This window comes from Sphingomonas anseongensis (genome assembly GCF_023516495.1).
In the GTDB taxonomy this organism is placed as follows: domain Bacteria; phylum Pseudomonadota; class Alphaproteobacteria; order Sphingomonadales; family Sphingomonadaceae; genus Sphingomicrobium; species Sphingomicrobium anseongensis.
In genome coordinates, this window is record NZ_JAMGBC010000001.1 from 939,793 (window position 1) to 962,613 (window position 22,821).

General features: G+C 64.9%; 26 protein-coding genes. 14 read left to right on the forward strand and 12 right to left on the reverse strand.

What is annotated here, in order from left to right; genetic code table 11:
• The first annotated feature begins 36 nt into the window (after positions 1-36).
• On the forward strand, positions 37-1,428 hold the full coding sequence (locus LZ519_RS04845; protein WP_249867590.1) for a serine hydrolase domain-containing protein: 1,392 nt from the start codon (positions 37-39) through the stop codon (positions 1,426-1,428).
• A 21-nt stretch (positions 1,429-1,449) separates the two neighbouring features.
• On the opposite strand, the gene LZ519_RS04850 is transcribed toward LZ519_RS04845, so the two are convergent.
• Positions 1,450-1,803, reverse strand: coding sequence for a hypothetical protein (locus tag LZ519_RS04850; RefSeq protein WP_249867591.1), 354 nt, complete (start codon positions 1,801-1,803; stop codon positions 1,450-1,452).
• Positions 1,804-1,861: 58 nt separating this feature from the next.
• Complete coding sequence (locus tag LZ519_RS04855) at positions 1,862-2,722, reverse strand: LysR family transcriptional regulator (RefSeq protein ID WP_249867592.1); 861 nt, start codon at positions 2,720-2,722, stop codon at positions 1,862-1,864.
• Between the two features lie 473 nt (positions 2,723-3,195).
• Between LZ519_RS04855 and LZ519_RS04860 the strand changes: the two genes are divergently transcribed.
• The 3 genes from LZ519_RS04860 to LZ519_RS11655 all read left to right on the forward strand — a co-directional run bounded on the left by LZ519_RS04860 (position 3,196) and on the right by LZ519_RS11655 (position 5,380).
• Positions 3,196-4,596, forward strand: a complete 1,401-nt coding sequence (locus LZ519_RS04860) for a leucyl aminopeptidase family protein (protein WP_249867593.1) — start codon at positions 3,196-3,198, stop codon at positions 4,594-4,596.
• Between the two features lie 102 nt (positions 4,597-4,698).
• Positions 4,699-5,076, forward strand: coding sequence for a MarR family transcriptional regulator (locus LZ519_RS04865; RefSeq protein ID WP_431358084.1), 378 nt, complete (start codon positions 4,699-4,701; stop codon positions 5,074-5,076).
• An 88-nt stretch (positions 5,077-5,164) separates the two neighbouring features.
• Positions 5,165-5,380, forward strand: coding sequence for an SH3 domain-containing protein (locus LZ519_RS11655; RefSeq protein WP_249867594.1), 216 nt, complete (start codon positions 5,165-5,167; stop codon positions 5,378-5,380).
• Here the strand turns inward: LZ519_RS11655 and LZ519_RS04875 are convergent.
• The 4 genes from LZ519_RS04875 to LZ519_RS04890 form a co-directional block, all read right to left on the reverse strand.
• Positions 5,373-5,705, reverse strand: coding sequence for a hypothetical protein (locus LZ519_RS04875; protein WP_249867595.1), 333 nt, complete (start codon positions 5,703-5,705; stop codon positions 5,373-5,375). The two genes, LZ519_RS11655 and LZ519_RS04875, sit on opposite strands and share 8 nt — an antisense overlap.
• Positions 5,702-6,658, reverse strand: coding sequence for an endolytic transglycosylase MltG (gene mltG / locus LZ519_RS04880; RefSeq protein ID WP_431358108.1), 957 nt, complete (start codon positions 6,656-6,658; stop codon positions 5,702-5,704). Before mltG ends, LZ519_RS04875 begins: the two co-directional genes overlap by 4 nt.
• Before the next feature lie 5 nt (positions 6,659-6,663).
• Positions 6,664-7,923, reverse strand: coding sequence for a beta-ketoacyl-ACP synthase II (gene fabF / locus LZ519_RS04885; protein WP_249867596.1), 1,260 nt, complete (start codon positions 7,921-7,923; stop codon positions 6,664-6,666).
• A gap of 99 nt (positions 7,924-8,022) precedes the next feature.
• The gene (locus tag LZ519_RS04890) at positions 8,023-8,259 is read right to left on the reverse strand and encodes an acyl carrier protein (RefSeq protein WP_249867597.1); all 237 of its coding nucleotides are present in this window, start codon (positions 8,257-8,259) and stop codon (positions 8,023-8,025) included.
• A 98-nt stretch (positions 8,260-8,357) separates the two neighbouring features.
• Between LZ519_RS04890 and LZ519_RS04895 the strand changes: the two genes are divergently transcribed.
• The 3 genes from LZ519_RS04895 (at position 8,358) to LZ519_RS04905 (ending at position 12,629) form a co-directional block, all read left to right on the forward strand.
• A complete protein-coding gene (locus LZ519_RS04895) occupies positions 8,358-8,807 on the forward strand; it encodes a vgr related protein (RefSeq protein ID WP_249868865.1) in 450 nt (149 codons plus the stop codon).
• A 133-nt stretch (positions 8,808-8,940) separates the two neighbouring features.
• Entirely contained in the window at positions 8,941-11,364 is a 2,424-nt protein-coding gene (locus LZ519_RS04900) for a TonB-dependent receptor (protein WP_249867598.1), read from the forward strand.
• 107 nt (positions 11,365-11,471) lie between these two features.
• Entirely contained in the window at positions 11,472-12,629 is a 1,158-nt protein-coding gene (locus LZ519_RS04905; RefSeq protein ID WP_249867599.1) for an FAD-dependent oxidoreductase, read from the forward strand.
• Here the strand turns inward: LZ519_RS04905 and LZ519_RS04910 are convergent.
• Positions 12,626-12,949 (reverse strand): hypothetical protein, encoded by a 324-nt coding sequence (locus LZ519_RS04910; RefSeq protein ID WP_249867600.1) that lies wholly within the window; start codon positions 12,947-12,949, stop codon positions 12,626-12,628. The genes LZ519_RS04905 and LZ519_RS04910 overlap by 4 nt on opposite strands.
• 33 nt (positions 12,950-12,982) lie before the next feature.
• Between LZ519_RS04910 and LZ519_RS04915 the strand changes: the two genes are divergently transcribed.
• Entirely contained in the window at positions 12,983-13,384 is a 402-nt protein-coding gene (locus LZ519_RS04915; protein ID WP_249867601.1) for an LbetaH domain-containing protein, read from the forward strand.
• On the opposite strand, the gene grpE is transcribed toward LZ519_RS04915, so the two are convergent.
• Both grpE and hrcA read right to left on the reverse strand, forming a co-directional pair.
• Complete coding sequence (grpE, locus tag LZ519_RS04920) at positions 13,329-13,916, reverse strand: nucleotide exchange factor GrpE (protein WP_249867602.1); 588 nt, start codon at positions 13,914-13,916, stop codon at positions 13,329-13,331. The two genes, LZ519_RS04915 and grpE, sit on opposite strands and share 56 nt — an antisense overlap.
• Positions 13,913-14,947 (reverse strand): heat-inducible transcriptional repressor HrcA, encoded by a 1,035-nt coding sequence (gene hrcA, locus LZ519_RS04925; RefSeq protein ID WP_249867603.1) that lies wholly within the window; start codon positions 14,945-14,947, stop codon positions 13,913-13,915. Before hrcA ends, grpE begins: the two co-directional genes overlap by 4 nt.
• A gap of 75 nt (positions 14,948-15,022) precedes the next feature.
• Between hrcA and rph the strand changes: the two genes are divergently transcribed.
• Genes rph through hemW form a run of 3 tightly spaced genes read left to right on the forward strand, consistent with a single transcriptional unit; the run spans position 15,023 to position 17,480 of the window.
• Positions 15,023-15,739 carry a ribonuclease PH gene (gene rph / locus LZ519_RS04930; RefSeq protein ID WP_249867604.1) on the forward strand — a complete coding sequence of 239 codons (717 nt, stop codon included), beginning with the start codon at positions 15,023-15,025 and terminating at the stop codon, positions 15,737-15,739.
• On the forward strand, positions 15,736-16,347 hold the full coding sequence (gene rdgB, locus LZ519_RS04935) for an RdgB/HAM1 family non-canonical purine NTP pyrophosphatase (protein WP_249867605.1): 612 nt from the start codon (positions 15,736-15,738) through the stop codon (positions 16,345-16,347). Before rph ends, rdgB begins: the two co-directional genes overlap by 4 nt.
• On the forward strand, positions 16,344-17,480 hold the full coding sequence (gene hemW, locus LZ519_RS04940; protein ID WP_249867606.1) for a radical SAM family heme chaperone HemW: 1,137 nt from the start codon (positions 16,344-16,346) through the stop codon (positions 17,478-17,480). Before rdgB ends, hemW begins: the two co-directional genes overlap by 4 nt.
• Here hemW and LZ519_RS04945 read toward each other — a convergent pair.
• Positions 17,474-17,854, reverse strand: a complete 381-nt coding sequence (locus tag LZ519_RS04945) for a hypothetical protein (protein ID WP_249867607.1) — start codon at positions 17,852-17,854, stop codon at positions 17,474-17,476. The genes hemW and LZ519_RS04945 overlap by 7 nt on opposite strands.
• Before the next feature lie 113 nt (positions 17,855-17,967).
• Between LZ519_RS04945 and rsmI the strand changes: the two genes are divergently transcribed.
• From rsmI to gshB, 3 genes are read left to right on the forward strand one after another with little or no spacing between them, the layout of a single operon-like run.
• Complete coding sequence (gene rsmI, locus LZ519_RS04950) at positions 17,968-18,801, forward strand: 16S rRNA (cytidine(1402)-2'-O)-methyltransferase (protein ID WP_249867608.1); 834 nt, start codon at positions 17,968-17,970, stop codon at positions 18,799-18,801.
• A complete protein-coding gene (locus tag LZ519_RS04955) occupies positions 18,798-19,148 on the forward strand; it encodes a YraN family protein (protein WP_249867609.1) in 351 nt (116 codons plus the stop codon). The genes rsmI and LZ519_RS04955 overlap by 4 nt, the downstream gene beginning before the upstream one ends.
• Positions 19,149-19,179: 31 nt before the next feature.
• Positions 19,180-20,127 (forward strand): glutathione synthase, encoded by a 948-nt coding sequence (gene gshB, locus LZ519_RS04960; protein WP_249867610.1) that lies wholly within the window; start codon positions 19,180-19,182, stop codon positions 20,125-20,127.
• 110 nt (positions 20,128-20,237) lie between these two features.
• On the opposite strand, the gene LZ519_RS04965 is transcribed toward gshB, so the two are convergent.
• Together LZ519_RS04965 and LZ519_RS04970 are read right to left on the reverse strand one after the other, a co-directional pair.
• Positions 20,238-21,155 carry a tyrosine recombinase XerC gene (locus LZ519_RS04965; RefSeq protein WP_249867611.1) on the reverse strand — a complete coding sequence of 306 codons (918 nt, stop codon included), beginning with the start codon at positions 21,153-21,155 and terminating at the stop codon, positions 20,238-20,240.
• 40 nt (positions 21,156-21,195) lie between these two features.
• Positions 21,196-22,821 (reverse strand): SulP family inorganic anion transporter, encoded by a 1,626-nt coding sequence (locus LZ519_RS04970; protein ID WP_249867612.1) that lies wholly within the window; start codon positions 22,819-22,821, stop codon positions 21,196-21,198.

Here is a 22,821-nt window from a genome sequence, read left to right on the forward strand (position 1 = left end):
ACTCGACAGTCGCGCAACCGCGGCTAATTTCCGCGCATGTTCAAATCAGCACTCGCACTGCTGGCGTTCGTCGCCGCCCCCGCCTTCGCCCAGCCGCTCACCCCTGGCGATATCTCCAGGATCGACGAGCTGGTCACGTCGACGCTCAAGGAAACAGGAGTTCCGTCCGCCGAGATCGCGATCGTCCGCGACGGCCAGATCGTGCTTAACAAGGCCTATGGCAAAGCCTCGGACACGCTCGATTCCCGCACCGACCTTCCATACCAGATCGCGTCCAACTCGAAGCAGTTCACGGCGATGGCGCTGCTTCTGCTCGAGGACGAGGGCAAGCTCGACCTGGACGACAAGGTCGCAAAATATTTCCCCGACATCAGCGGCGCCGAGAAGATCAGCATTCGCCAGCTGCTTTCGCACACCTCCGGACTCAGCGACTTCTGGCCGCAGGACTACAGCTTCGAAGCCATGTCGCGGCCGACCAAGCCGCAGGGCATCGTCGACCGCTGGGGCAAGCAACCGCTCGACTTCGAGCCCGGCGACCAGTGGCAATATTCGAACACCGGCTATGTCGTCGCCGGGATGATCGCGGAGAAGGTCAGCGGCGAGCCGCTGGTGAAATTCCTCAAGCGGAAGATATTCGTTCCGCTCCACATGACGAGCGTCATCGACCAGGACGACGCCAACGGACCCAAATTCCCGGTCGGCTACGGGCGCTATGCGCTCGGGCCGGTTCGCGCGGTCACCCCTCCGGCGAGGGGCTGGCTCTATGCCGCCGGGGAGCTGTCGATGACCGCGGAGGATCTCGCCAGGTGGGACATCGCGAGGATCAACCGGGCGCTCGTCCCGGCGGACGACTGGGCCGAACAGGAAACTTCGGTGAAGCTCAATGACGGGAGCAGCACCGGCTACGGGCTGGGCGTCTCCATCGGCCAGCGCAACGGCCACAAGGCGATCGCCCACACGGGCGAGGCGGTCGGGTTCCTGTCCGCAAATTATGTTTATCCGGACGACAAGGCGGCCGTGGTGGTCCTCACCAACAGCTGGTCCGGCGCCGCCTACACGCGGATCGCACGCGGAATAACCAACGTCATCCTGCCGCCCGCGCCGCAGGATGCCGCGCAGGCAGCGGCTGCGACGAACGCGCGGACGGTGTTCGACCAATTGCGGGCCGGCAAGCTCGATCGCTCGCTGCTGACGAAGAACGCCAATTACTATTTCACGCCGCAGGCGATCGCCGACTTCCAGTCGAGCCTCGCGCCGTTGGGCGAGCCCGTATCGTTCGTGCCTTCCGGCAAGCCGGTGCTTCGCGGCGGCTTCGTCATCCAGGGTTATACGGTCAAATATCCGGCCAAGACGCTCGACCTCTCGACCTTCTACGAGCCCGGGACGAACGGCCGGATCGAGCAGTTCCTGATCAGCGAGGGCGAATAAGGCGCTACCGGCGCCACCCGCTTACTTCGCCAACAGAATGAAGATGGTCAGGCCCATCGCCGCAGCGATGGGGATGAGAGCGATTTGCGTCGCAGCGGCCCGTTGCGACAGCGGGCCGGAACGCGTCTGGATGACCCGTTTGCATTCATAGCTGTCGCAATGGCCTTGAGCTGCCATCGCGATCGGAAGACCGAAGGCCATGAACAGGAACATGACCGCGACCGTGATCGCGAAGGCCGCACCGCCGTCGGTTGCGAAGAACAGGACGAAGAGGAGGAAGATTGATCCCCAGCCGAAGAAGAAGAGCCTCCAGATCCACTTCGGTATGTCCTGGAAGGGGCCGGGCTCCTGAGGATGGGGTTCTGAGTCTTCCACGCGGAAAGCATCCGCTTCCCGTTAAGCGGAGGCAAACGAATAGAATTGCACCTTTATATCAAAAATGTTGCCTGGAACTGGGCTGTGCGACCGCGCGGAGCCCGGTACGAACTCGCTCCATCAGCTTCTCGTCAGCCTTCGCCGAATAGACCACGTGCACAGAATAAGAGAATTCCGGCATTTCCTCGATCAGCCGCAGCCGCCCGGTCTCTAGGTGCGGTCGGGCCGCCCCCATCCGGAAATAGCCGGATCCGCCCACCGCGAGGATATAGTCCATCGCCAGCGGACCGTGGTTGACCGACAGCGCGGGGCTTGGAGCGTCGGCGAAGGCGGCGTGATGGCTGGTGCGGAATTCCGAGCCCCAGTCGACATAGACATAATCGTCCGATGAGGGGTCGCCCGGCGCCGGCCCGGTGGTGACCGCCACGAGCTTCTCATCGACCAGGAGTTCGGTGACGATGCCGGTGCGGTGCGGTGGGGCATAAACGAGCGCAAGATCCAGCACGCCCTCCTGCACCTGATCGATCAGCCGGTCCGGAACGTCGATCTGCGCCCTGATCGCGACGTCGCCGCACTCACTTCGCATCCACACCAGCCAGTCCAGAAGTAGCGGATTCCACAGGCTGTGCTCGCCGCCGATGGTGACGACATTGTCGCGGCCCGCGGGCATTGCGACCTGGTGAAGCGCGCGCTCCCAGATCTGCACCATCGTCGTCGCATAATGCAGGAACTGATCGCCGGCGGGCGTCAGCCTGGCGCCGGCCTTGTTGCGGACGAACAGCTGCCGGTCGAGCTGCTGCTCCAGCACTCGGATGCGGGCGCTTACGGCCGTCTGCGTGACGTTGAGGTTGCCCGCAGCGCGAACGAAGCTGCCCGTCTTCACGATCTCCAGAAATGTCCGGGCGGCGGCTATGTCCATATCAAAACAACTTTCTGCATATCAACAAGCAATTCTATTCGTTTGCTTGCTGACCGGCAACAGCGGATAGTCTGAAGGCTGGCGGAGCCCGTCGAACACCCCCCGAAGCTTCGCAGCTGGAGGAGATCGACGATGAGAAAAGATTATCATGCCTCGGGAAATTACGAGGTGGACGAGCCTGCGATCAACCAGACCAGCCTTGCGCTCGCATGGATCCTTAGCGGTGCGAAGCGCAGGCTGAGGAGTTTCTTGCTGTGGGCGGCCCCGCCTTCTTCGCCGGCGACCCTGCTGAAGGACGGTGAACGCCACTTTTCGCAGCTCGGTGCGCGGTCGTCGAAGCAGCCGGCAGTCAGGGCCGACGAGTGCCCTTTCCCGAGGGAGGCGCCTCAATCCAACAACAATTGGCGAGTCCTGCCTTAAACGCCGACGTCAGCGGGCTTGGGGCGGCCCGCCAGCTTCGCTAAGGGCCGCGAATGACCGACTTCGCTTCGCTTCTGATCCCCGACCGCGGGCAGAAAGCCGCTCCGATCCATTTGGTGGACAAGTCCAGCTTCACGGATTGGGTGAAGACCCGGCCCGCAGAAGACCGCGCGTTGCTCGAAGCGCACCGGTTCGACGGGAAGACCGGCTATGCGGCCGTGCTTCTTCCGCGTGGCGACAAGCATTTCGAGGTGGTCAGCGCCGTCGCGAACGTGGACGAGCTGTCGCCCTGGTGCCTGGCCAAGCTCCCCGATGTGCTTCCGGCCGGCCATTACCGGCTTGTTGAGCGCGCGCCGGGAAAGGCCGCGCTCGGGTGGCTTCTCGCCCAGCACCGGTTTGATGACTTCCGGAGCACTCCGGAGGAGGCAGAACGGGGGCCACGAGTCCTCGTCAGTTCCGAGGCCGCGCAAATCGACTCCCTCGTACGACTTGCCGAAGCGACCTCGCTCGTTCGCGACCTCGTCAACACGCCGGCGCTGCAGCTCGGCCCCGCCGAGCTCGAGCAGGCCGTTCGCGACCGCCTGGCCGGCCTCAACGCGGATATCCGAATTACCTCCGGCAATGATCTTCGCGACCATTATCCGCTGATCGCCGCGGTAGGCGCTGCTTCGGCCGCAGACCGGGCCCCCCGCCTTGTCGAGGCGGAGTGGGGAAATCCCGACCACCCGCGAATTGCGATCGTCGGCAAGGGCGTCTGCTTCGACACGGGAGGTCTGGACATCAAGGGCGGCAGCGGCATGCGGCTGATGAAGAAAGACATGGGCGGCGCCGCGCATGCCCTGGCTCTCGCCTGGCTCGTGGCTTCGGCAAGATTGCCGGTACGCCTTCACCTTCTCATCCCGGCCGTCGAGAATTCGGTCTCGGGAAGCGCCATCCGGCCCGGTGACATCGTCAAGTCGAGGCTGGGGCTGCAGGTCGAGATCGACAACACCGACGCCGAAGGGCGGCTCATCCTCGCCGATGCGCTCGCAAAGGCGGCGGAGTCCGAGCCCGAGTTCATCGTCGACTTCGCCACCCTGACCGGCGCCGCCCGGGTAGCGCTCGGCCCGGACCTGCCCGCACTGTTCGTCAGCGACGACGATCTCGCGATGGAAATCGACCGCGCGTCGAAGGACGTCGAGGACCCCTTGTGGCGGATGCCCCTGTGGGATGCATATGACGAAATGCTCAAGAGCGACATCGCCGATCTCGCCAACGCGTCCAATTCGCCAATGGCGGGAGCTGTGGTGGCGGCGATGTTCATGAAGCGCTTTGTCCCGGCCCACGTGCCCTGGGCGCATCTCGACACCTTCGCCTGGCGCGAGGCGGCCAAGCCCGGCCGTCCCAAAGGCGGTGAAGCGCTCGGCCTCAGGGCCCTGTTCGCCGCCATTCAGGGCCGTTTTGGCACCGCCTGAGCCCCCGCTCCGCGAATTTCCGAAGAATTTGCGGTTACTTGTCTGCAACAATTCGCGTCGTGACCTGTTTAACGGGGCAAGCGCAGGAGATGGGTGCAGCCAATGGCCGACGAATCACTGTCAGCCTGGATGCGGGCCCTGATTGCTTACGTCCGATCAGGCGAGCCCGACCTAACGAACCGCCAGATGGCGCTCCTCATGCTCGTCTATCTGACGCCCGGCCCCCATACGGTGCGCGGACTGGCGAAGGTTCTCGGAGTATCTAAGCCGGTTGTCACGCGCGCCTTGAACACGCTCGGCGCGCTCGGCTATCTGCGCCGCGAGCGGGACCAGGACGATCGCAGGAACGTGTTCGTCGTCAGAACCAAGGACGGGGCCGATTTTCTTGAAGACTTTAAGCGCAACCTCCGCGAGGGCGACCGAGCTTTCGCAGCAAGCCGGCCGATCATCGGACAGGCGGCCTTCGCTCACCAACGCTGAGTTCGCGCTTTCCGGGCCGTCGAATCCGCCGGACCCGCTTCGCCACGCATATCGCAAGGATCTCGCGGACGTCGCGCTCGCGGGCCAGGTGATCGCATCTCACTATGCCGAGCCGCTGGCGAGGGCCCTCGCGACCGCCGCCGAGCTCCGTTCCGGGCCTGACGAGGGTTCCGAAGTGCTGGCCAAGCTCGACGCCGGAGCGGCTTTCGACCTGCTTGACGACAGCCTCGGTTGGGCGTGGGGCTATGCGGGCGAGGACAGGCTGGTCGGCTACGTCCGTTCGGAGCAGCTCGCCGCTAGCTGACGACGGCGGTCCGAAGCCACAACAGCTGGTAGAGGCTCGTGGCGATCAGCGCCGCGATGAGGATTCCGATCGCCCAGTCGCGCCTCGGAGCCCGCGGGCGGCGGCTTGGGAACAGCAGCCAGGCCGAAATCGCCGACAGGAAGATCGTCGCCAGCGCGACATTGCGCAAATAGACGACCACCACCGTTTTGACGTGCTCGGTCCCGCTGGCGACGCTTTCGCCGTGAGGGCTGGTCAGGATTCCTGTCGCCCAGACGATCACTGCCGCGAAGAGGAGGAAACCGCCGACGAACATCCGGCCACGCGCAATTCCCCTGTTGCTCACATCTCTCCCCTTGCACGGCGGATGTCATACCAACGCTTCACGTTCGCCTGCTGCTCCGCGAGAGTTTGAGCAAATACGTGGCCGCCGGTCCCGTCGGCGACGAAATAGAGCGCCTTGGTCGGCGCGGGATCGAGGACCGCGGCGATGCTCTCCTTGCCGGGGTTGGCAATCGGGCCCGGCGGAAGGCCTGGGTGCGCGTAGGTGTTGTAGGGATCGTCGGAGTGGAGCTCCGACCGCTTGATCCGCCTGCCGAGCGGCTTGCCCTTGGTGATCGGGTAGATGACCGTCGGGTCAGCATCGAGCTTCATCCCGATCCGGAGCCGGTTACAATAAACCCCTGCGATGGTCCGCCGCTCCGACGCCTTGCCCGTCTCCTTCTCGACGATCGAGGCGAGCGTCACCGCCTCTTCCTTTGTCCCGATCGGGCAGGTTGGCTTGCGCTTCGGCCACAGCGCCGCGAGCGTCTTGGCCATAGCGGCCTGCATCCGCTCAACCACCGCCGCACGCGGCTCGCCGCGCTCGTAGCTGTAGCTGTCCGGGAGGAGCGAGCCTTCGGCAATCTGCGGCAGCTGGCCGGTCAGATAGCGGTTGGTAGCGAGCTTTTCGGCGACGACGATCGACGGCATCCCTTCCGTGACGGTGATCAGCCGCTGAAGCGGCTTGCCGTGCTGTAGAAGGTCGAGAATCGAGGATGCGCTCATCCCCTTGGGGATCGCGAATTCCCCTGCCTGGATAGGGTCGCCCGATCCGAATATCCGGGCCATTGCGTAGAAGGTGCGCGCGGTGCCGGGAATCGCCCCCTTCTTCTCGAGCTGGCGGGCGACCGAGGCGACGGTCGAGCCTTCCTGGACGATAATGTCGTGTGGGCCAGGCTTGGGCCCGGGGCTCCACCACAAGAGATAGACGACGAGGAGTGCGGCGATCGCGGCTGCCGCGATGCCCCAGCGAAGCAGTCGGGTCACACGGCCTTCATGATCAGCGAAGCGTTGGTGCCGCCGAATCCGAAGCTGTTGTTCAGCACCGCGCGGACCTTGCGCTCCTTGGCCTTGTGCGGGACCAGGTCGACGCCTTCGGTGCCCTCGCTCGGATTATCGAGGTTGAGTGTCGGCGGAACGATCTGGTCGCGCATCGCGAGGATGCAGAAGATGCTCTCCACCGCCCCGGCGCCGCCCAGCAGGTGACCGATCGCCGACTTGGTCGAGCTCATCGATAGAGTCCCGATGGCGTTTCCGAACAGGCGGCGGACCGCCCCCAGCTCAAGCTCGTCGCCGAGCGGGGTCGAGGTGCCGTGGGCGTTGATATAATCGATGTCCGACGGCTGGAGGCCGGACTTCCTGAGCGCCATTTCCATCGAGCGGAAAGCGCCCGAGCCTTCGGGATGCGGAGCGGTCACGTGGTGGGCGTCGCCCGAGAGGCCGTAGCCGACAACTTCGGCGTAGATTTTCGCACCGCGCGCCTTGGCGTGCTCATACTCCTCGAGCACCACTACGCCCGAGCCCTCGCCCATCACGAAGCCGTCGCGGTCCTTGTCGTAGGGACGGCTCGCCTTTTCCGGCCGGTCGTTGAAATTGGTCGACAGAGCCCGCGCCTGCGCGAAGCCGGCGATCCCGATGGGGCAGATGGTCGCTTCCGCTCCGCCGGCGAGCATGATGTCGGCGTCGTCGTCCTTGATCATCCGCGCAGCGTCGCCGATCGAGTGCGCGCCGGTCGAGCAGGCGGTGACCACCGCGTGGTTGGGACCCATCAGCCCGTATTTGATCGAGACCTGGCCGGAAATGAGGTTGATCAGCCGCCCGTGGACGAAGTGCGGGCTGACCCGGCCCGGACCGTTCTTGAACAGATTGACGCTTTCGCTTTCGATTCCCGGAAGCCCGCCGATTCCCGAACCGATCGACACTCCGGCGCGAAGCCGGGTCTGCTCGTCCAGGTCGGTGAGGCCGGCGTCTTCCATCGCCTGGCCCGCGGCATCCAGCCCGAAGATGATGAACGGGTCGACCTGCCGCTGGGTCTTGTGATCGACCCGCTTACCGGGATCGAAGCCATATTCGTGGTCGGCGGGCTTCACTTCGCACGCGATTCGGCATTTTTGGTCGCTGGCGTCGAACTTGGTGATCGGCCCGGCGCCGCTCTTGCTCGCAAGGATGTTGCGCCAGCTGGTTTCCACGTCCGCTCCAAGCGGCGTCACTAGTCCCAGTCCCGTCACTACGACACGGCGCATCGTCATTCTCCGTTGTTCACAAACAAACGGCCTCCCGCTTTGTTCGGGAAGCCGTTCGTGCCGCACATCGGCAATTCGGGCGGCCTTACGCCCCCCGGATCAGCCCTGGTTCTGGTCGATATAGTCGGTCGCGTCCTTGACGGTCGTGATCTTCTCGGCGGCATCGTCGGGAATCTCGACGTTGAACTCTTCCTCGAACGCCATGACCAGCTCGACGATGTCGAGGCTGTCGGCACCGAGGTCGTCGATGAAGCTCGCTTCCGGCGTCACCTTTTCGGGCTCGACACCGAGATGCTCGACGACGATTTTCTTCACCCGGTCGGCAGTCTCGCTCATTGGGGCTTTCCTCCGTGTTTTGCTTTTGCGCTGCCCTAGCGACGTGAATGGATGCTCGCAAGTGTGACGGCGGCGCGATAGCAACGTTGACTGCTGCAATGATCGAAAGCCGCTCCCGCTCCCTCACCGCCGGTGAAATCGCACTTTCGCGGTCGATCTTCGGCGACGCCATCGATTATCCGAAGGTTCGCCTCGTCCGCGGCAAGTGGTGGCCATTCCAGCCGCGGCGATCCGCGATGGCGCCGATGGGGAATATCCATTTCCATCCCGACGGCGGCGGCTGGTCCGAGGATTTCTCGAAGGAGCCGCTCCATGCCCAGGGCTTCTTCATCCATGAGATGACTCACGTTTGGCAGGCCCAGAAAGGCGGGCGATTCTTCCTGCCGCTGATGCGCCATCCTTTTTGCCATTATCGTTACAGATTGAAGCCGGGCCGCCCGTTCGAGGGCTACGGGCTGGAGCAGCAGGCCGAGATTGTGCGGCATATTTTCCTTGCCGAGCAGGGTACCTGGACAGCCGCTCCGCCGCGATCGCTGTTACCGTTTTAAAACGGCCGCATTTCTGTTGCGCCGGCGCAACAACCGTGCGCCGAAACGTCCGCCGACTCCCTGCCGGGCTTCGCTAAAATGGCGGTTGAAGCTACGCTCTCCCGGTTACGCACGATCCGAAGGGGGCTTCCAAATGCGTGCTTCATCCCGTCTTCTCATCGGTACCGCAATTGCGGCGATCGCAACGCCCATTCTCGCCCAGACTCCGCCGGCGGCTACGGGCAACACCCAGCAGGAGCAGGTGGCGCAGAACGCGAACCAGCCCCCAGCCACACAGGCGAACGCGGACATCATCGTCACCGCGACGAAGCGTGCATCGACGATCCAGGACGTGCCCTTCTCGGTCAATGCGCAGACCGAGGAAGACATCCAGCGCGCGAACGCCCAGACCCTCGAGGCGATTGCCCGCAACGTTGCCGGCCTGACGGTCCAGAACCTCGGCCCGGGCCAGAGCCAGGTGTCAGTTCGCGGCGTTTCTGCCGGCCAGATCGTCCGCGACCAGCCAGGCGTCAAGGAGCAGGTGGGCGTCTACCTCGACGAATCGGTGATTTCGCTCTCGCTCTTCACACCCGATCTCGATCTTTTCGACCTCAACCGCGTCGAAACCCTTCGCGGTCCGCAGGGCACGCTGTTCGGATCAGGGTCCGTCGGCGGAACCATCCGCTACATCACTAACCAGCCGAAGATTGGCCGTACCGAAGGAATGATCGAAGCCAACGTCAACACTGTCGACGAAGGTGACATGGGCTACGGCCTCAAAGGCGTCATCAACGCGCCGCTCGGTCCGACAGCCGCGGTCCGCGCGGTCGCATATGGCACCCATTTCGGCGGTTTCATCGACGCCCTCGGCCCTGCCGGTGGAAAGAACGTCAATGACGGTTCGCGCGTCGGCGGCCGACTGTCGGTATTGTGGGAACCGACACCCGAGCTGAGGATCACGCCGCGCATTGTCTACCAGGAGGCACAGGCGGACGGGTTCAACCGGCAGGAGGTGTACAACCTTTATGCAAATGCGTTCACGGTGCCGCCGCTCAATTTCCATCAGCGCCAGCAATATCTGCTGCTGCGGGAAAAATTCCGCGACAGGACGGCTCTTGCAGACCTGACCGCGAGCTATGACTTTGGCCCGGTCGAGCTTACGTCTGTCACCAGCTACATCGATCGGGATATCCTCGTCAGCCGCGATGCCTCGGCCCTTACGGGCTCGGTTTCCGTGGACCTCGGTTTTCCGGCTGCGGGCGTGAATTTGCCGTCGAACCTCCGCGACACGACCGGATTGAAGCAATTCACCCAGGAAGGGCGCCTGGCGTCGACCGGCAGCTCGCCGTTCCAGTGGGTGTTTGGAGCCTTCTATTCGCACGTCGATCGCAACTATCACCAGCGGCTCCCGACCCCGGGTTACGATGTGTTCATCGACAACCGCTTCGGCGCAGGCACCGCTGCTGCTGTCGCCAACGGCTTCGGCCCCGACTCGCCCTACAATGCCGACCTTCCCTACGTCATCAAACAGACGGCCGTGTTCGGCGAGGGCAGCTACGACTTCGGCCAGTTCAAGCTGACCGGTGGCGGTCGCTATTACGACTTCAGCGAGAAGCGCAACTTCATCTCCGGCGGCCTGTTTTCCAACGGCGATACGCGCATTGGCGACAAGACGAAGTCGAATGGGTTTAGCCCGCGCCTGATCGGCACCTGGGAGCCCAACCGCCACCTTAGCGTGAACATTCAGGCGGCGAAGGGCTTCCGCCTCGGCGGCATCAACGACCCGCTGAACATCCTGCTCTGCAACGCGGAGGACAAGGTCATCTACACGCCCTTCCAGTCCGCCAGCTACGACGACGAAACGCTCTGGAACTATGAGGGCGGGGTCAAATATTCGCGAGGCCCGATTACCTTCAACGCGGCTGTGTTCCATACGGACATCAAGGACCTGCAGGTGACTGTCGACGCAGGAAGCTGCTCTTCGCGACTGGTGTTCAACGTTCCGAAGGCGCACACAACCGGCGTGGAAGCGGAGTTCGCCGCCAACCCGGCGCCGGGCTTGGACCTGACGCTCGCTGGCAGCTACGTCGACTCGCAGTTCGATTCGACGATCGACAACCCGATCCTCGCAACCCGCACCGGAATCATAGACGGCAACCGCCTTCCAACGGTTCCGAAGTTCCAGATGGCGGCGACTGCGACCTACACGCAGCGATTCAACGACAAGTCCGACTGGTACGTGAACGCGTCTTACCAGCATGTCGGAAGCCGCTACACGCAGCCGGGCGACCAGGAGGACAATCCCCGGACCTTCATCCACGGACTGCCGTTCAACGGCCAGCCCGCGAACGCGTCGACGACGCTTAACCTCAAACTCCCGGCCTACGACCTCGTCAACCTGTCGGCGGGCCTCGCCTTCGACAACGGGATGGAGGTCGTCGCCTACGTCAACAACCTGTTCGACGAGAATCCGAAGATGTCGTTCGACCGCGAGCGTGGCGGCCGGGCGCGGCTGGGATTCAACGTCGGGCAGCCGCGGACGATCGGGCTGACGTTCCGGCAGAAGTTCGGCGGTTGAACAAGGGCGGCAAGCCGCGCTTGCCGCAACTCAACGTAACGCGCCGCTCGCTCCTTCTCGGGGCGGGCGGCGCTGTTATTCTGTCGAAGGCAGGGCGAGCCAGGGTAATGAGCAGCAACGACCATGTCGCAGTGATCGGTGCCGGGGTGTTCGGCGCCTGGACGGCCGTCCACCTGCTTCGCAAGGGTCACAGGGTTACGCTGATCGACGCTTGGGGGCCGGCGCATTCGCGAGCCTCGTCGGGCGGCGAATCGCGCCTGACCCGGGCCGCCTACGGGAAGGACGCGATTTACACGCGTATGGCATTCGACAGCCTCAAGGAATGGAAGGCTCTAAGCGCCGTCGCGGGACTGCCGATATTCCACGACTGCGGAATCCTGTTCTTCTTCCCCACCGAGGAGCCTTACGTCCGCGACAGTATCGCCGCGCACAGGTCGATTGGGCTGCCTACCGAAGTGCTGACCCAGGCCGAGATGGCCAGGCGCTTCCCTATGATCGACTTCGGCGGGATCACGGTCGGACTGCATGAACCGGGTTTCGGGGCATTGATGGCACGCCGAGCGGTTCAAACGCTGGTCGACATCTTCGTCCAGCGCGGCGGCATGTTCGTTCGCGGGAATGTGCGGCCGCCGGCGGCAACTGTGTTGAAGCTCAGAGCAGTCGAGCTGTCCGATGGACGATCGGTGGCTGCCGACCGGTTCGTGTTCGCTGCCGGACCCTGGCTTCCGAAGCTCTTCCCGACGCTCCTCGGCTCGCGGATCGTGGCCACTCGGCAGGAAGTCTTCTTCTTCGCTCCGCCTGCCGGCGACAGGCGGTTCGAGAAGAGCTCCATGCCCGGTTGGGCCGACTTCAACGGTGGAGACATTTTCTACGGCTTTCCGGACCTCGAAGGCCGCGGAGTGAAATTCGCCCACGACAAGCACGGTCCGGTCGTCGACCCGGAAACGCAGAGCCGCAAGCCGAGCGAAGAGGCGCTCGACGAAATCATCGCCTTCCGTGACCGGCGTTTCCCGCTGCTAAGGGGTGCGCCGCTGACCGAGGCGCGCGTCTGCCAATATGAAAACAGCTCGAACGGGGATTTCCTGATCGATTTCCATCCGCAGTTCGACAACGTGCTTCTCGCGGGCGGCGGGTCGGGGCACGGCTTCAAGCACGGCCCGGAGGTGGGTCGATACGCGGCGGCGCGGCTATTTGGAGAGGTGGCGGAGGAACCCCGCTTCGGCCTCGCTACGAAAGGCGAAACCCCAAACCGCCAGGTTCACTAGTCGCCCTTCTTCGCCACCGCAACGAGCGCCAGGCCCATTTGCATGACGGCTGTGGAGCGAGCATTCTGGCGACGATGAGGATCGGGATCTTCGGCGCCGGGGGAGCCGGAATTGATTTCGCCGGTTCGTTGCTGCTTGCTTGTCCGGGTGCCGAGATCGTCTTCATAGACGATGCCGATCGAAAGGCACCTTATCCGGTCGTTCGGTTGAGCGACATGTCGCCCGGAGACAGCTTCATCCTCGGCGTGAATGACGGTCGCCTGCGGGCGAAGCTCGAAAGCCGCTGCAGCGCCGCCGGGCTCGTACCTTTCGATCTTCATGACATCAGCGCCAGGGTCGCTCTGGGAGTGACGATGGGAGCCGGCAGCGTGCTTTGCGGGAATACGCTGGTCGGCCATTCCAGCCGCGTCGGACGCCAATTCCAATGCAACTGGTACAGCTACGTCGGGCATGACTGTGATATCGGCGATTTCGTAACCTTTGCTCCGCGCGTGAATTGCAACGGCAACGTCAGCATCGGTGATTTCGCCTACATCGGAACGGGAGCTACGCTGCGCAATGGCGAGGGCGGCAAACCGCTTCGGATCGGCGAAGGCGCGGTCGTGGGAATGGCCGCGGTGGTGACCCGGGACGTCGCTCCGCACACCACGGTCGTCGGAAACCCCGCCCGTGTGCTGGAGCGATCCGTAGTACTTCCCGCTAGTTGCCCTTCTTCGCCACCGCGACGAGCGCCGGGCGAAGCAGCCGGTCCTTGAGCATGTAGCCGGCCTGCATTTCCTCGACGATCGTTCCAGGCTCGGCGTCCGCGCTCGGGATTTCCATCATCGCCTGGTGCTTGTGCGGGTCGAGCGGCTGGCCGAGCGCCTCGATCTTCTCGACTCCGTTGCGGGCGAAGACTGCGTTGAGCTCGCGCGCGGTGGATTCGATCCCGGCGAGGAAATTGCTCGCCACCTTGTCCTGGCGAAGCTCGTCGCTGACCGCCGCGAGCGCACGATCGAGGTGATCCTTGATCGCTAGCATGTCGCGGGCGAACGTCGCCGAAGCATAAGCCGCCGCCTGGCTCTTCTCAGCCTCCAGCCGCCGGCGCACGTTCTGCACCTCGGCCGCGGCGTAGAGCGCCTTGCTGTTGGCTTCCTCCAACGCCTTTTCGAGCTCGGTCACCCGGTCGTGCTCGGCAAGCTCGGGCGCTTCGTCGGCCGTCTCCTTGCGGATATCTTCGGCCTCCTGTGCGGCGTCGAGAGGTTCGCCCTCGTCCGGTTCGGGATAGTCGTCGTTGTGCTGAATCATCCGATCAATCTCGTTAGCGCTTTTGCTGTGAAATCCACCATGGGGACCACCCGGGCATAGTTCAACCGAGTGGGACCGATTACCCCGACAACGCCGACCACCTCGCCGTGGCTCCCACGATAGGGGGCGGCGATCACTGACGATCCGGAAAGCGCGAACATCCTGTTCTCGCTGCCGATGAAGATCCGGCAGCCCGGAGCGTCGCGCGCGCCCTCAAGGAGCCTCGCAATTTCCTGCCGGTCCTCCAACTCGTCGAGGAGCCTGCGGACGCGCTCCAGGTCGGCGGCGGCATGCTCATCGATAAGGTTTGCCTGGCCGCGGATGATCAGGACCGGCCGGCGCGAATGGTCATGCGACCAGGCGGCAAGGCCGGAGGCAACCAGCTCCGCCGCGGCGGCGTCGATGGCGTCTTTCTGCTCGCGGATTTCCTGCCTCAGCCGGGCTTCGGCTTCGGCCAGCGTCATTCCGGACAGCCGGGCGTTGACGAAGTTGGTTACCTGCTCGAGCGCGCTCGGGCTGGTCCCCGGATCGAGACTCACGACCCGGTTCTCGACCGAGCCGTCGGCGCCGACGAGGACCGCCAGCGCCCGCTCCGGCGACAGCGGCACAAGGCTGAACTGGCGAAGGCGAAGCTCCCGCTTCGGGGCGAGGACCACTGCCGCCGCCTGGCTCAGCCCCGACAGTGCCGCCGAGGCGGCCGCGAGCGCATCCTCTATCGGCTGGTCGCGGCCGATCTGCCGCTCGATCTCGGCGCGTTCGCGCGGGTCGGGCGCCGAGGCCTGCATGATCCCGTCAACAAAGAGACGGAGGCCGCTTTCGGTCGGGATTCGCCCGGCGGAGGTGTGCGGGTGGGTGAGGAGTCCCCGCTCTTCCAGCTCCTGCATCACGCCGCGAATGGACGCGGGCGACAAGCTGACGCTTCCGGTCAGCGCCTTCGACCCTACCGGCGAGCCGCGCTCCAGGTAGGATTCGACGACGAGCCCGAAAATCTCGCGCATCCGGTCGCTAAGCTCGGTGATCTCACCGCTCATGGACGCGCATCTAGGATTGCTGCGCCCACCGGTCTAGGGAGCCCGCGCACCATTATCAGGATGACAGGAGACTTCATGCGCCCCAGCGGCCGCGCCCCCGACCAGATGCGAACCATCGCTTTCGAGCCGCACTTCACCCGCCACGCCGAAGGATCGGTTCTGGTCAGCTTCGGCGACACGCGGGTGCTGGTGACGGCATCCGTCGAGGAAAAGGTGCCGCCCTTTCTTCGCGGCAAGGGCCAGGGCTGGGTTACCGCGGAATATGGCATGCTTCCCCGCGCCACCCACACCCGCGGCAACCGAGAGGCGGCGAAGGGCAAGCAGTCGGGTCGCACGCAGGAAATCCAGCGGCTGATCGGCCGCTCGCTTCGCGCCGTCGTCGACCTCACCAAGCTGGGGGAGCGGCAGATCGTTCTCGATTGCGATGTCATTCAGGCAGACGGCGGCACCCGGACCGCCTCAATTTCAGGCGCATGGGTCGCGCTCCGGATCGCGCTCGACAAGCTGCTCGAATCGAAGGCGCTAAAGGAAGATCCGATCCATACGCAGGTCGCCGCCGTGAGCTGCGGCGTGTTCAAGGGCACCGCAGTCCTCGATCTCGATTATGACGAAGACAGCGCCGCCGGCTGCGACGGCAATTTCGTTCTCACCGCCGACGGAAGCATCGTCGAGGCGCAGGTGACCGCGGAGGGCGAATGCTACGACGAGGAACTTCTGCTGCGAATGCTTCGGCTCGCCCGGATCGGCTGCGGCGAAATTTTCGAAGCCCAGCTGAAGGCGGTCGGCAAATGAGGGACATCGGCGAAAAGCTGGTCATCGCGACCCACAATCCGGGCAAGCTTCGCGAAATTTCCGCCCTTATCGAGCCGCTCGGCTTCGTCTGTGTCGGAGCCGAGGAGCTCCGCCTTCCGGAGCCCGAGGAGATCGGTAACACCTTCGCCGACAACGCCGATCTGAAGGCGCGCGAAGCGGCTGATCTGTCGGGCTTTCCGGCGCTCGCGGACGACAGCGGGCTTTGCGTCGAGGCGCTCCACGGCATGCCGGGAATCTTCTCCGCCCGCTGGGCCGAAGATTCAGAAGGCAAACGCGACTGGATGCGCGCCATGGAGAAAGTCTGGGACGAGGTGCAGGCGACCGAGCCCGACGCCGCGCCGGCCGCGCACTTCACCTGCGTCCTGTCGCTCGCCTGGCCCAACGATGGCCAGACCGAGGCATTCGAAGGGCGCGTGGACGGAACGCTCGTCTGGCCACCGCGCGGCGACAAGGGCTTCGGCTACGACCCGATGTTCGTGCCTGTCGGTTACGACCAGACCTTCGGCGAGCTTGAGCCGGAGCTGAAGCACGGCATCAGCCATCGGGCAGACGCATTCCGCAAGCTGGTGAGCGCTCTCAAACCGTGAGCCAGGACGGGCTGGCGCTGTACGTTCACTGGCCGTTCTGCGTATCCAAATGCCCCTATTGCGACTTCAACAGCCATGTCCGCGACGCCATCGACCAAGCCGAGTGGCGCGAGGCGTTGCTCGCCGATCTCGCCCATGAAGCGCACCTGCTGCCGGGCCGAAAGCTGACTTCCATCTTCTTCGGCGGCGGCACGCCCTCGCTGATGGAGCCGGCAACCGTGGAGGCGCTGATCGAGGCAGCCGGAAGGCATTGGCCCCCCGCCGACGACATCGAGATCACGCTGGAGGCTAATCCCAATTCCGTGGAGGCGGCGCGCTTCGCCGACCTGGCCGGAGCGGGCGTGAACCGCTTGTCCCTCGGCCTGCAGAGCTTCGACGAGCCCGCGCTTCGTTTCCTGGGCCGCGCGCATTCGGCCGACGAAGGGCTTGCGGCATTGGACATCGCCCAACGCCACTTTCCGCGAGTCAGCTTCGACCTCATTTATGCCCTTCCGGGCGACACGGAGGCGAGCTGGTCGAAAACGCTCGACCGGGCGCTGTCGCTCGGCACGACGCACTTGTCGCTGTACCAGCTGACGATCGAGCCGGGCACGCGCTTCGCATCGATGGTCGCGAAGGGCGAGTTCGAGCCGCTCGACGCCGACATCGCCGCGACGCTGTTCGAGCTCACCGACTCCATGACCTCCGCAGCCGGCCTTCCCGCCTATGAGATCAGCAACCACGCCGCCACCGGCGCTGAAAGCCGCCACAACCTCACCTATTGGCGTTACCGCGACTATGCCGGCGTCGGGCCTGGAGCGCACGGCCGCCGCCTCGGCAGCCGCACCGTTCGCCACAAGAAACCGGAGAACTATCTGTCGGCGCTAGCCCGCAACGGTCATTCGGTTGTCGAAGAGGCCCGCTTGTCCGCTCGCGAAGCGGCGGACGAAGCGCTGGTGATGGGGTTAAGGCTCAGCGAGGGGATCGAAGTGGATTCGCTCGAGCGGAGATTTGGGGTGCCGATTGTCGACTCGACAGCCGCGGAACGGCTGGAAGCTTCAGGTCACCTGATCAGCTGTGACGGGCGAATTGCGGCGACGTCCAGCGGCCGCTTGGTGCTCGACAGGTTGCTCGCGGAGCTCGCCGTCTATTGAGGCTTGGGCGGCGGCGTGTCGGACTTCGCTACGGCTGCGTTCTGCGTCGGCGCGGCGGCCGGTGCGGCCACCGGCGCATCGGCCGCATAATTGCCGTCCCATTGCGAATAATAATCGCTGACCTGGGCTGCGGCGTCCGCGGCGGATTCGCGCTTCGACATTCCGTGGCTGACGTTGGCGCTCACCAGCGACGCCTTGAAGGGCGCTTCGGATGCTGCGCAGGTCGTCTGTGCAAATGCCTGGAAGCCGTCCGTCCCGATCTTCTGCGCCTTGGCCTGTGCGGCCGCTGTTTTCAGGCACTGAACGAAGTCGTGGCGGAGATCGGCGCCGCCGCCTGCACCGGCGATGAGCATGGAAACAACAAGTCCAATCATCTGGCGACTCCCCTTTGTGGCCGATGATCCGTGGAGAGTGACTCTTTTTCCATCTTTGTTCAAGGGCTTGCCCAGCGCTTGCAGTCGCTCGTCAGGAGATGCGAGGGTAGGCCATGGAAACGCCGCTCCCGCCCGGGCTCTACATCGTCGCAACGCCCATCGGGAACCTCGGCGACCTCAGCCCACGCGCCGCGGAAACCCTGCGCCAGGCGAGCCTGATCCTCGCCGAGGACACACGCGTAACGGGCAAGCTGCTCAAGCATATCGGCGCGAAGTCGCCGATGCGCCGCTACGACGATCATTCGAGGGACAGCGACCGCGACAGGATCGTCGACCGCCTCGCCAGCGAAGCCATCGCGATCGTCAGCGACGCCGGCACCCCCTTGATCTCCGACCCCGGTTACAAGCTCGTCCGTGCAGCCCGCCAGGCCGGGCGCGACATATGGACGATTCCCGGCCCCTGCGCCGCAATCGCGGCATTGACGCTCGCCGGACTTCCGACCGACCGCTTCCTCTTCCTTGGATTTCTCCCGGCCAAGGCCAAGGCCCGGACGGATGCCATCAGGGAGGTCGCGGAAATCCGCGCCTCGCTCATCTTGTACGAATCCGGGCCACGGCTGGGCGAAACGCTTCTCGCGTTGTCCGAACTCGGATCGCGAGAGGGCGCAGTCGCCCGTGAGATCACGAAGCTTCACGAAGAATGCGTGACCGGCACTTTGGCCGAGCTGGCCGAGCGCTATTCGAAGCAAGCGCCGAAAGGTGAAATCGTGATCGTCGTCGGGCCGCCGCTGGAGGTTGAGACAGCTAGCGACGCAACGGTGGACCGGCTTCTCGAACAAGCACTGGAGAGGCTGTCCCCTTCGCGCGCGGCCGCCGAAGTTGCCGAGCGGCTCGGCATCCCCCGCAAGCGCGCCTACGAGCGAGCGTTGGACATCAGCGGCCGATGAACCGGCAGAAAGCGGAAAAGCGCGGCCGCGGGGCCGAGACTTTCGCCTGCTGGTACCTGCGGCTGAAGGGCTGGCGGATACTGGCCCGCCGGGCACGCGTTGCCGGCGGCGAGGTGGACATTGTGGCGCGGCGCGGCCGCACTCTCGCATTCGTCGAGGTCAAGGCGCGCGGCACCAGCGAAGCCGCGGAGTTCGCCCTTGACCGCTACCGCCTGCGCCGCGTCGCCGTCGCCGCCGAGCGCCTCGCTCCGCGCTTCATGAACGCCGGCGACGACGTTCGGATCGATGCGCTCTACATCGTCCCCGGAAAGCTCCCACGCCACCTCCCGGACGTCTGGCAAGGGTGACAAAGCCCACGCGCTCGCTTAGTCGCGCCTCATGACGCTCCGCGTTGCCGTTCAAATGGACCCGCTCGAACGGGTGAATATCGACGGCGATTCCACCTTCGCGCTGATGCTCAAGGCGCAGGACCTCGGGCACGAGCTCTTCTATTATTCGCCCGAGGACCTGAGCTTCGCCGAAGGCCGGCTGTGGACCATGGGCTATCCGGTGAAAGTGAAGCGCAAGGATGGCGCCCACTACAAGTTCGGCGAGCACCGGATCCTCGATCTCGGCAAGGACGTCGACGTCGTTCTGATGCGCCAAGACCCGCCGTTCGACCTCGGCTACATTACCGCGACGCACCTGCTCGAGCGGATCCAGAGCGAGACTTTGGTGGTCAACGATCCCGCGGCCGTCCGCAACGCGCCCGAAAAAATCTGGGTGCTCGATTTCCCGCAATTCATGCCGCCGACCGCCATCACCCGCTCGATCGGCCTCGCCCGCAAGTTCCTCGCCGAGCATGGCGACATCGTCATCAAGCCGCTCCACGGGTTTGCCGGCGGCTCGGTGTTCCGAATCGGCCCGGACGGCCGCAACCTCGCCTCGCTGATGGAAGTGTTCAACCGCACCTATCGCGAGCCGCACATGCTCCAGAAATTCATCCCGGAGATCGCCCAGGGCGACAAACGGATCGTGCTGATAGACGGGGAGATCGCCGGAGCGATCAACCGCGTCCCTGGCAAAGGCGAAATCCGGTCGAACCTCGCGGTCGGCGGAACCGCGGCGAAGACCGAGCTCACCAGCCGCGAACGGGAAATTTGCGCGGCGCTCGCTCCGGAGCTGAAGAAGCGCGGCCTGCTGTTCGTTGGGATCGACGTGATCGGCGGCCAGTGGCTGACCGAGATCAACGTCACTTCGCCGACGGGCATCGTCGCGATCGATTCGCTTAACGGCACCGATACTCCGGCCGTGTTCTGGGCGGCGGTCGAACGCCGGCTCCACTAACGCGAGAAACGGGTCCGTTACGGACTGGAGTTCCAGCCTGTGTTTACGGGTGCAGCGGCAAAGAGGGATCGCTGCGGCGCTCCTGTTTCGCCACGGCAGGGCCGCCGCGGCTAGGCTCTCGGGTGGGCGTGGCGATAGACATCGAGAAGATGTGCCGCGTCCACCTTGGTATAGATCTGCGTCGACGACAGGCTCGCGTGGCCGAGCAACTCCTGGAGCGAACGCAGGTCGGCGCCCCTCGCAAGCAGATGAGTCGCGAAGCTGTGCCTGAGGGCATGCGGCGTCAGCGTATCCGGCAGCCCCAGCCTGACGCGCGCGGCCCTGACCGCGCGCCTGACAAGGTCGGCGCTCAGGGGTCCTCCACGAGCACCAAGGAACAGCGGCGCCCCGTCGGCTATCGGGTAGGGGCATTGGCGCACGTACTCGACGATTGCTTCGCGGACCGCCTTCACTACCGGCACGACCCGCATCTTCGATCTCTTGCCGGTCACTCGGATCGTCTCGCCGATCGGCAAGTCCCTTGCCGTAAGCGACAGGGCTTCCGACACTCGAAGGCCCGAGCCGTAGAGCAGGAGCAGGATCGAAAGGTCGCGGGCGCCGATCCACGGTTCGGACGCGAAGGCGCCCGCATCTTCCGCAAGTGCCATCGCCTCGTCTGGAGCAGCGGGCCTGGGAAGTGTCTTGGGTCGCCGCGGAGCGCGCGTCCGCGGCACTTGCGGTGCCCGTCCCTGCTGCTCGGCCACATAGGTCAGGAATGCGCGGACTCCGGACAGCTCGCGAGCCGCGGACGCCGCCCCCAGCCCGCTTCCGCGCCGTGCGGCAAGGAATGCGCGAAGGTCCGCGGCACCGACGGCGACCAACGCCTCCGGCTCGACGGCCTCGCCGCTATATCCTCCGAGGAAGTCGATCAGCCGATGAGCGGTGCCGACATAGGCGCGGACCGTATGCGCCGACCGCCGCCGGTCGTTTGCGAGATAGCCGCCCCATTGAGCGACTAGCGCGGACGCGGGGTGCGGAAGATCGCCCATCCGCGAATCTTCCTCTTTCGCGACTCCCAGCGCAAGCGGCTTAAGTGGAGAGCCTCTTCAATGCCGCCGACCAACTCGACGCTCGCCTGGCGCCTGCGAAGCGCGGCTCCAGCTTCGCGAGGAATTCGCGCGGCTGGTCCCGCATCCCGGCAAGCCACACTTCCGTTCCGGCGGACTTGGCCTGGCGGGTGAAGGTCGCAAGCGCGTTGGCCCCGGTCGCGTCGATATAGGGCACCTGCTCCATGCGGAGCACGATCGCGCGCGGGCGCTGGCCGGCGCGGCGAAGCGCCTCGAGCATCTCGCCCGCGACCCCGAAGAAGATCGGCCCGGTGAAGCGAAATACCTCGACGCCCTGCGGCAGCTGGTCGCGAAGCTCCGGCTCTTCTGCAGAGTCGACGGCGACAAGCCCGGCGGTCTCGCTCATTCGCATCATGAACAGCAAGGCGGCGAGCGTCACTCCGACGCCGATCGCTACGGTCAGATCGACGAACACGGTCAGCAGGAAGGTCAGGATCAGAAGCCCACGCTCGCCGGCATCGGTCTTCACCAGCGCAACGAAGCGGTCGAACTCACTCATCCCCCACGCGACCATCAAGAGCACCGCTGCGAGTGCAGTCATCGGCACCAGTGCGAGCAACCGCCCGGCGACGACGGTGAAGATCAACAGGAACAGGGCATGGAATATTCCGGCCATCGGAGTCCGACCGCCGGCGCGAATGTTGGTCGCGGTCCGGGCGATGGCGCCGGTCGCGGGAAGCCCGCCGAAGAAGCCGGACGCGATATTGGCGATGCCCATCCCCACCAGCTCCTGCCCCGATCGGTGGCGGCGCCCTGTCATTCCGTCGGCAACAGTTGCAGACAGCAAAGCTTCAATCCCCGCAAGAAAGGCGATGACGAACGCGCTCGGCACGACCTCTCGGAGGAGCGGGATCGAGAACTCGGGAAGCCTGGGAAGCGGAACACCCGTTGCCATCGAATGGAAGCGGTCGCCGACGGTCTCGACCGGCAGCTTGAGCAGCGCCGAGGCCGCGGTCGCGGCGAGGATCGCGATCAGATAGCCGGGCGCCCGTGGCGCGACGCCCTTGAGGATGATGATCACCGCAAGGCTGGCCGCGCCCACGGCAAGCGCCATCCAGTTGGCGGTTCCCAAGGCACCGGCATAAGCCGCCCATTTATCGATGAAGTCGGCGGGAACCGGCCCCGTCCTCAACCCGAGGAAGTCCCCAAGCTGGCTGGAAGCGATGATCACCGCAATTCCGGCGGTGAAGCCGGTCACGACCGGCATCGGCACATAGCGCATCAGCTTGCCGACGCCCGCGTAACCCGCCGCTATCAGTATGATTCCCGCCATGATCGTGGCGAGGATAAGCCCGCTGAACCCGTGGGCGGCGATCACTCCGGCGACAATCACCACGAACGCGCCGGTGGGGCCTCCGATCTGCACCCGCGATCCGCCGAGCGCCGAGATCAGGAAGCCGGCGACGATCGCCGTGACGAGCCCTTCGCGCGGGCTTGCGCCGCTGGCGATCCCGAGCGCCATCGCAAGGGGCAGAGCGACGATGGCGACGGTCAGGCCCGCTATGGCATCCGCGCGAAAGTCCGGCGCCCGATAGCCTTCGCGAAAGACGGTGAGCAGCTTCGGAGTGAAAGCCTCCGGAAGCGCCAT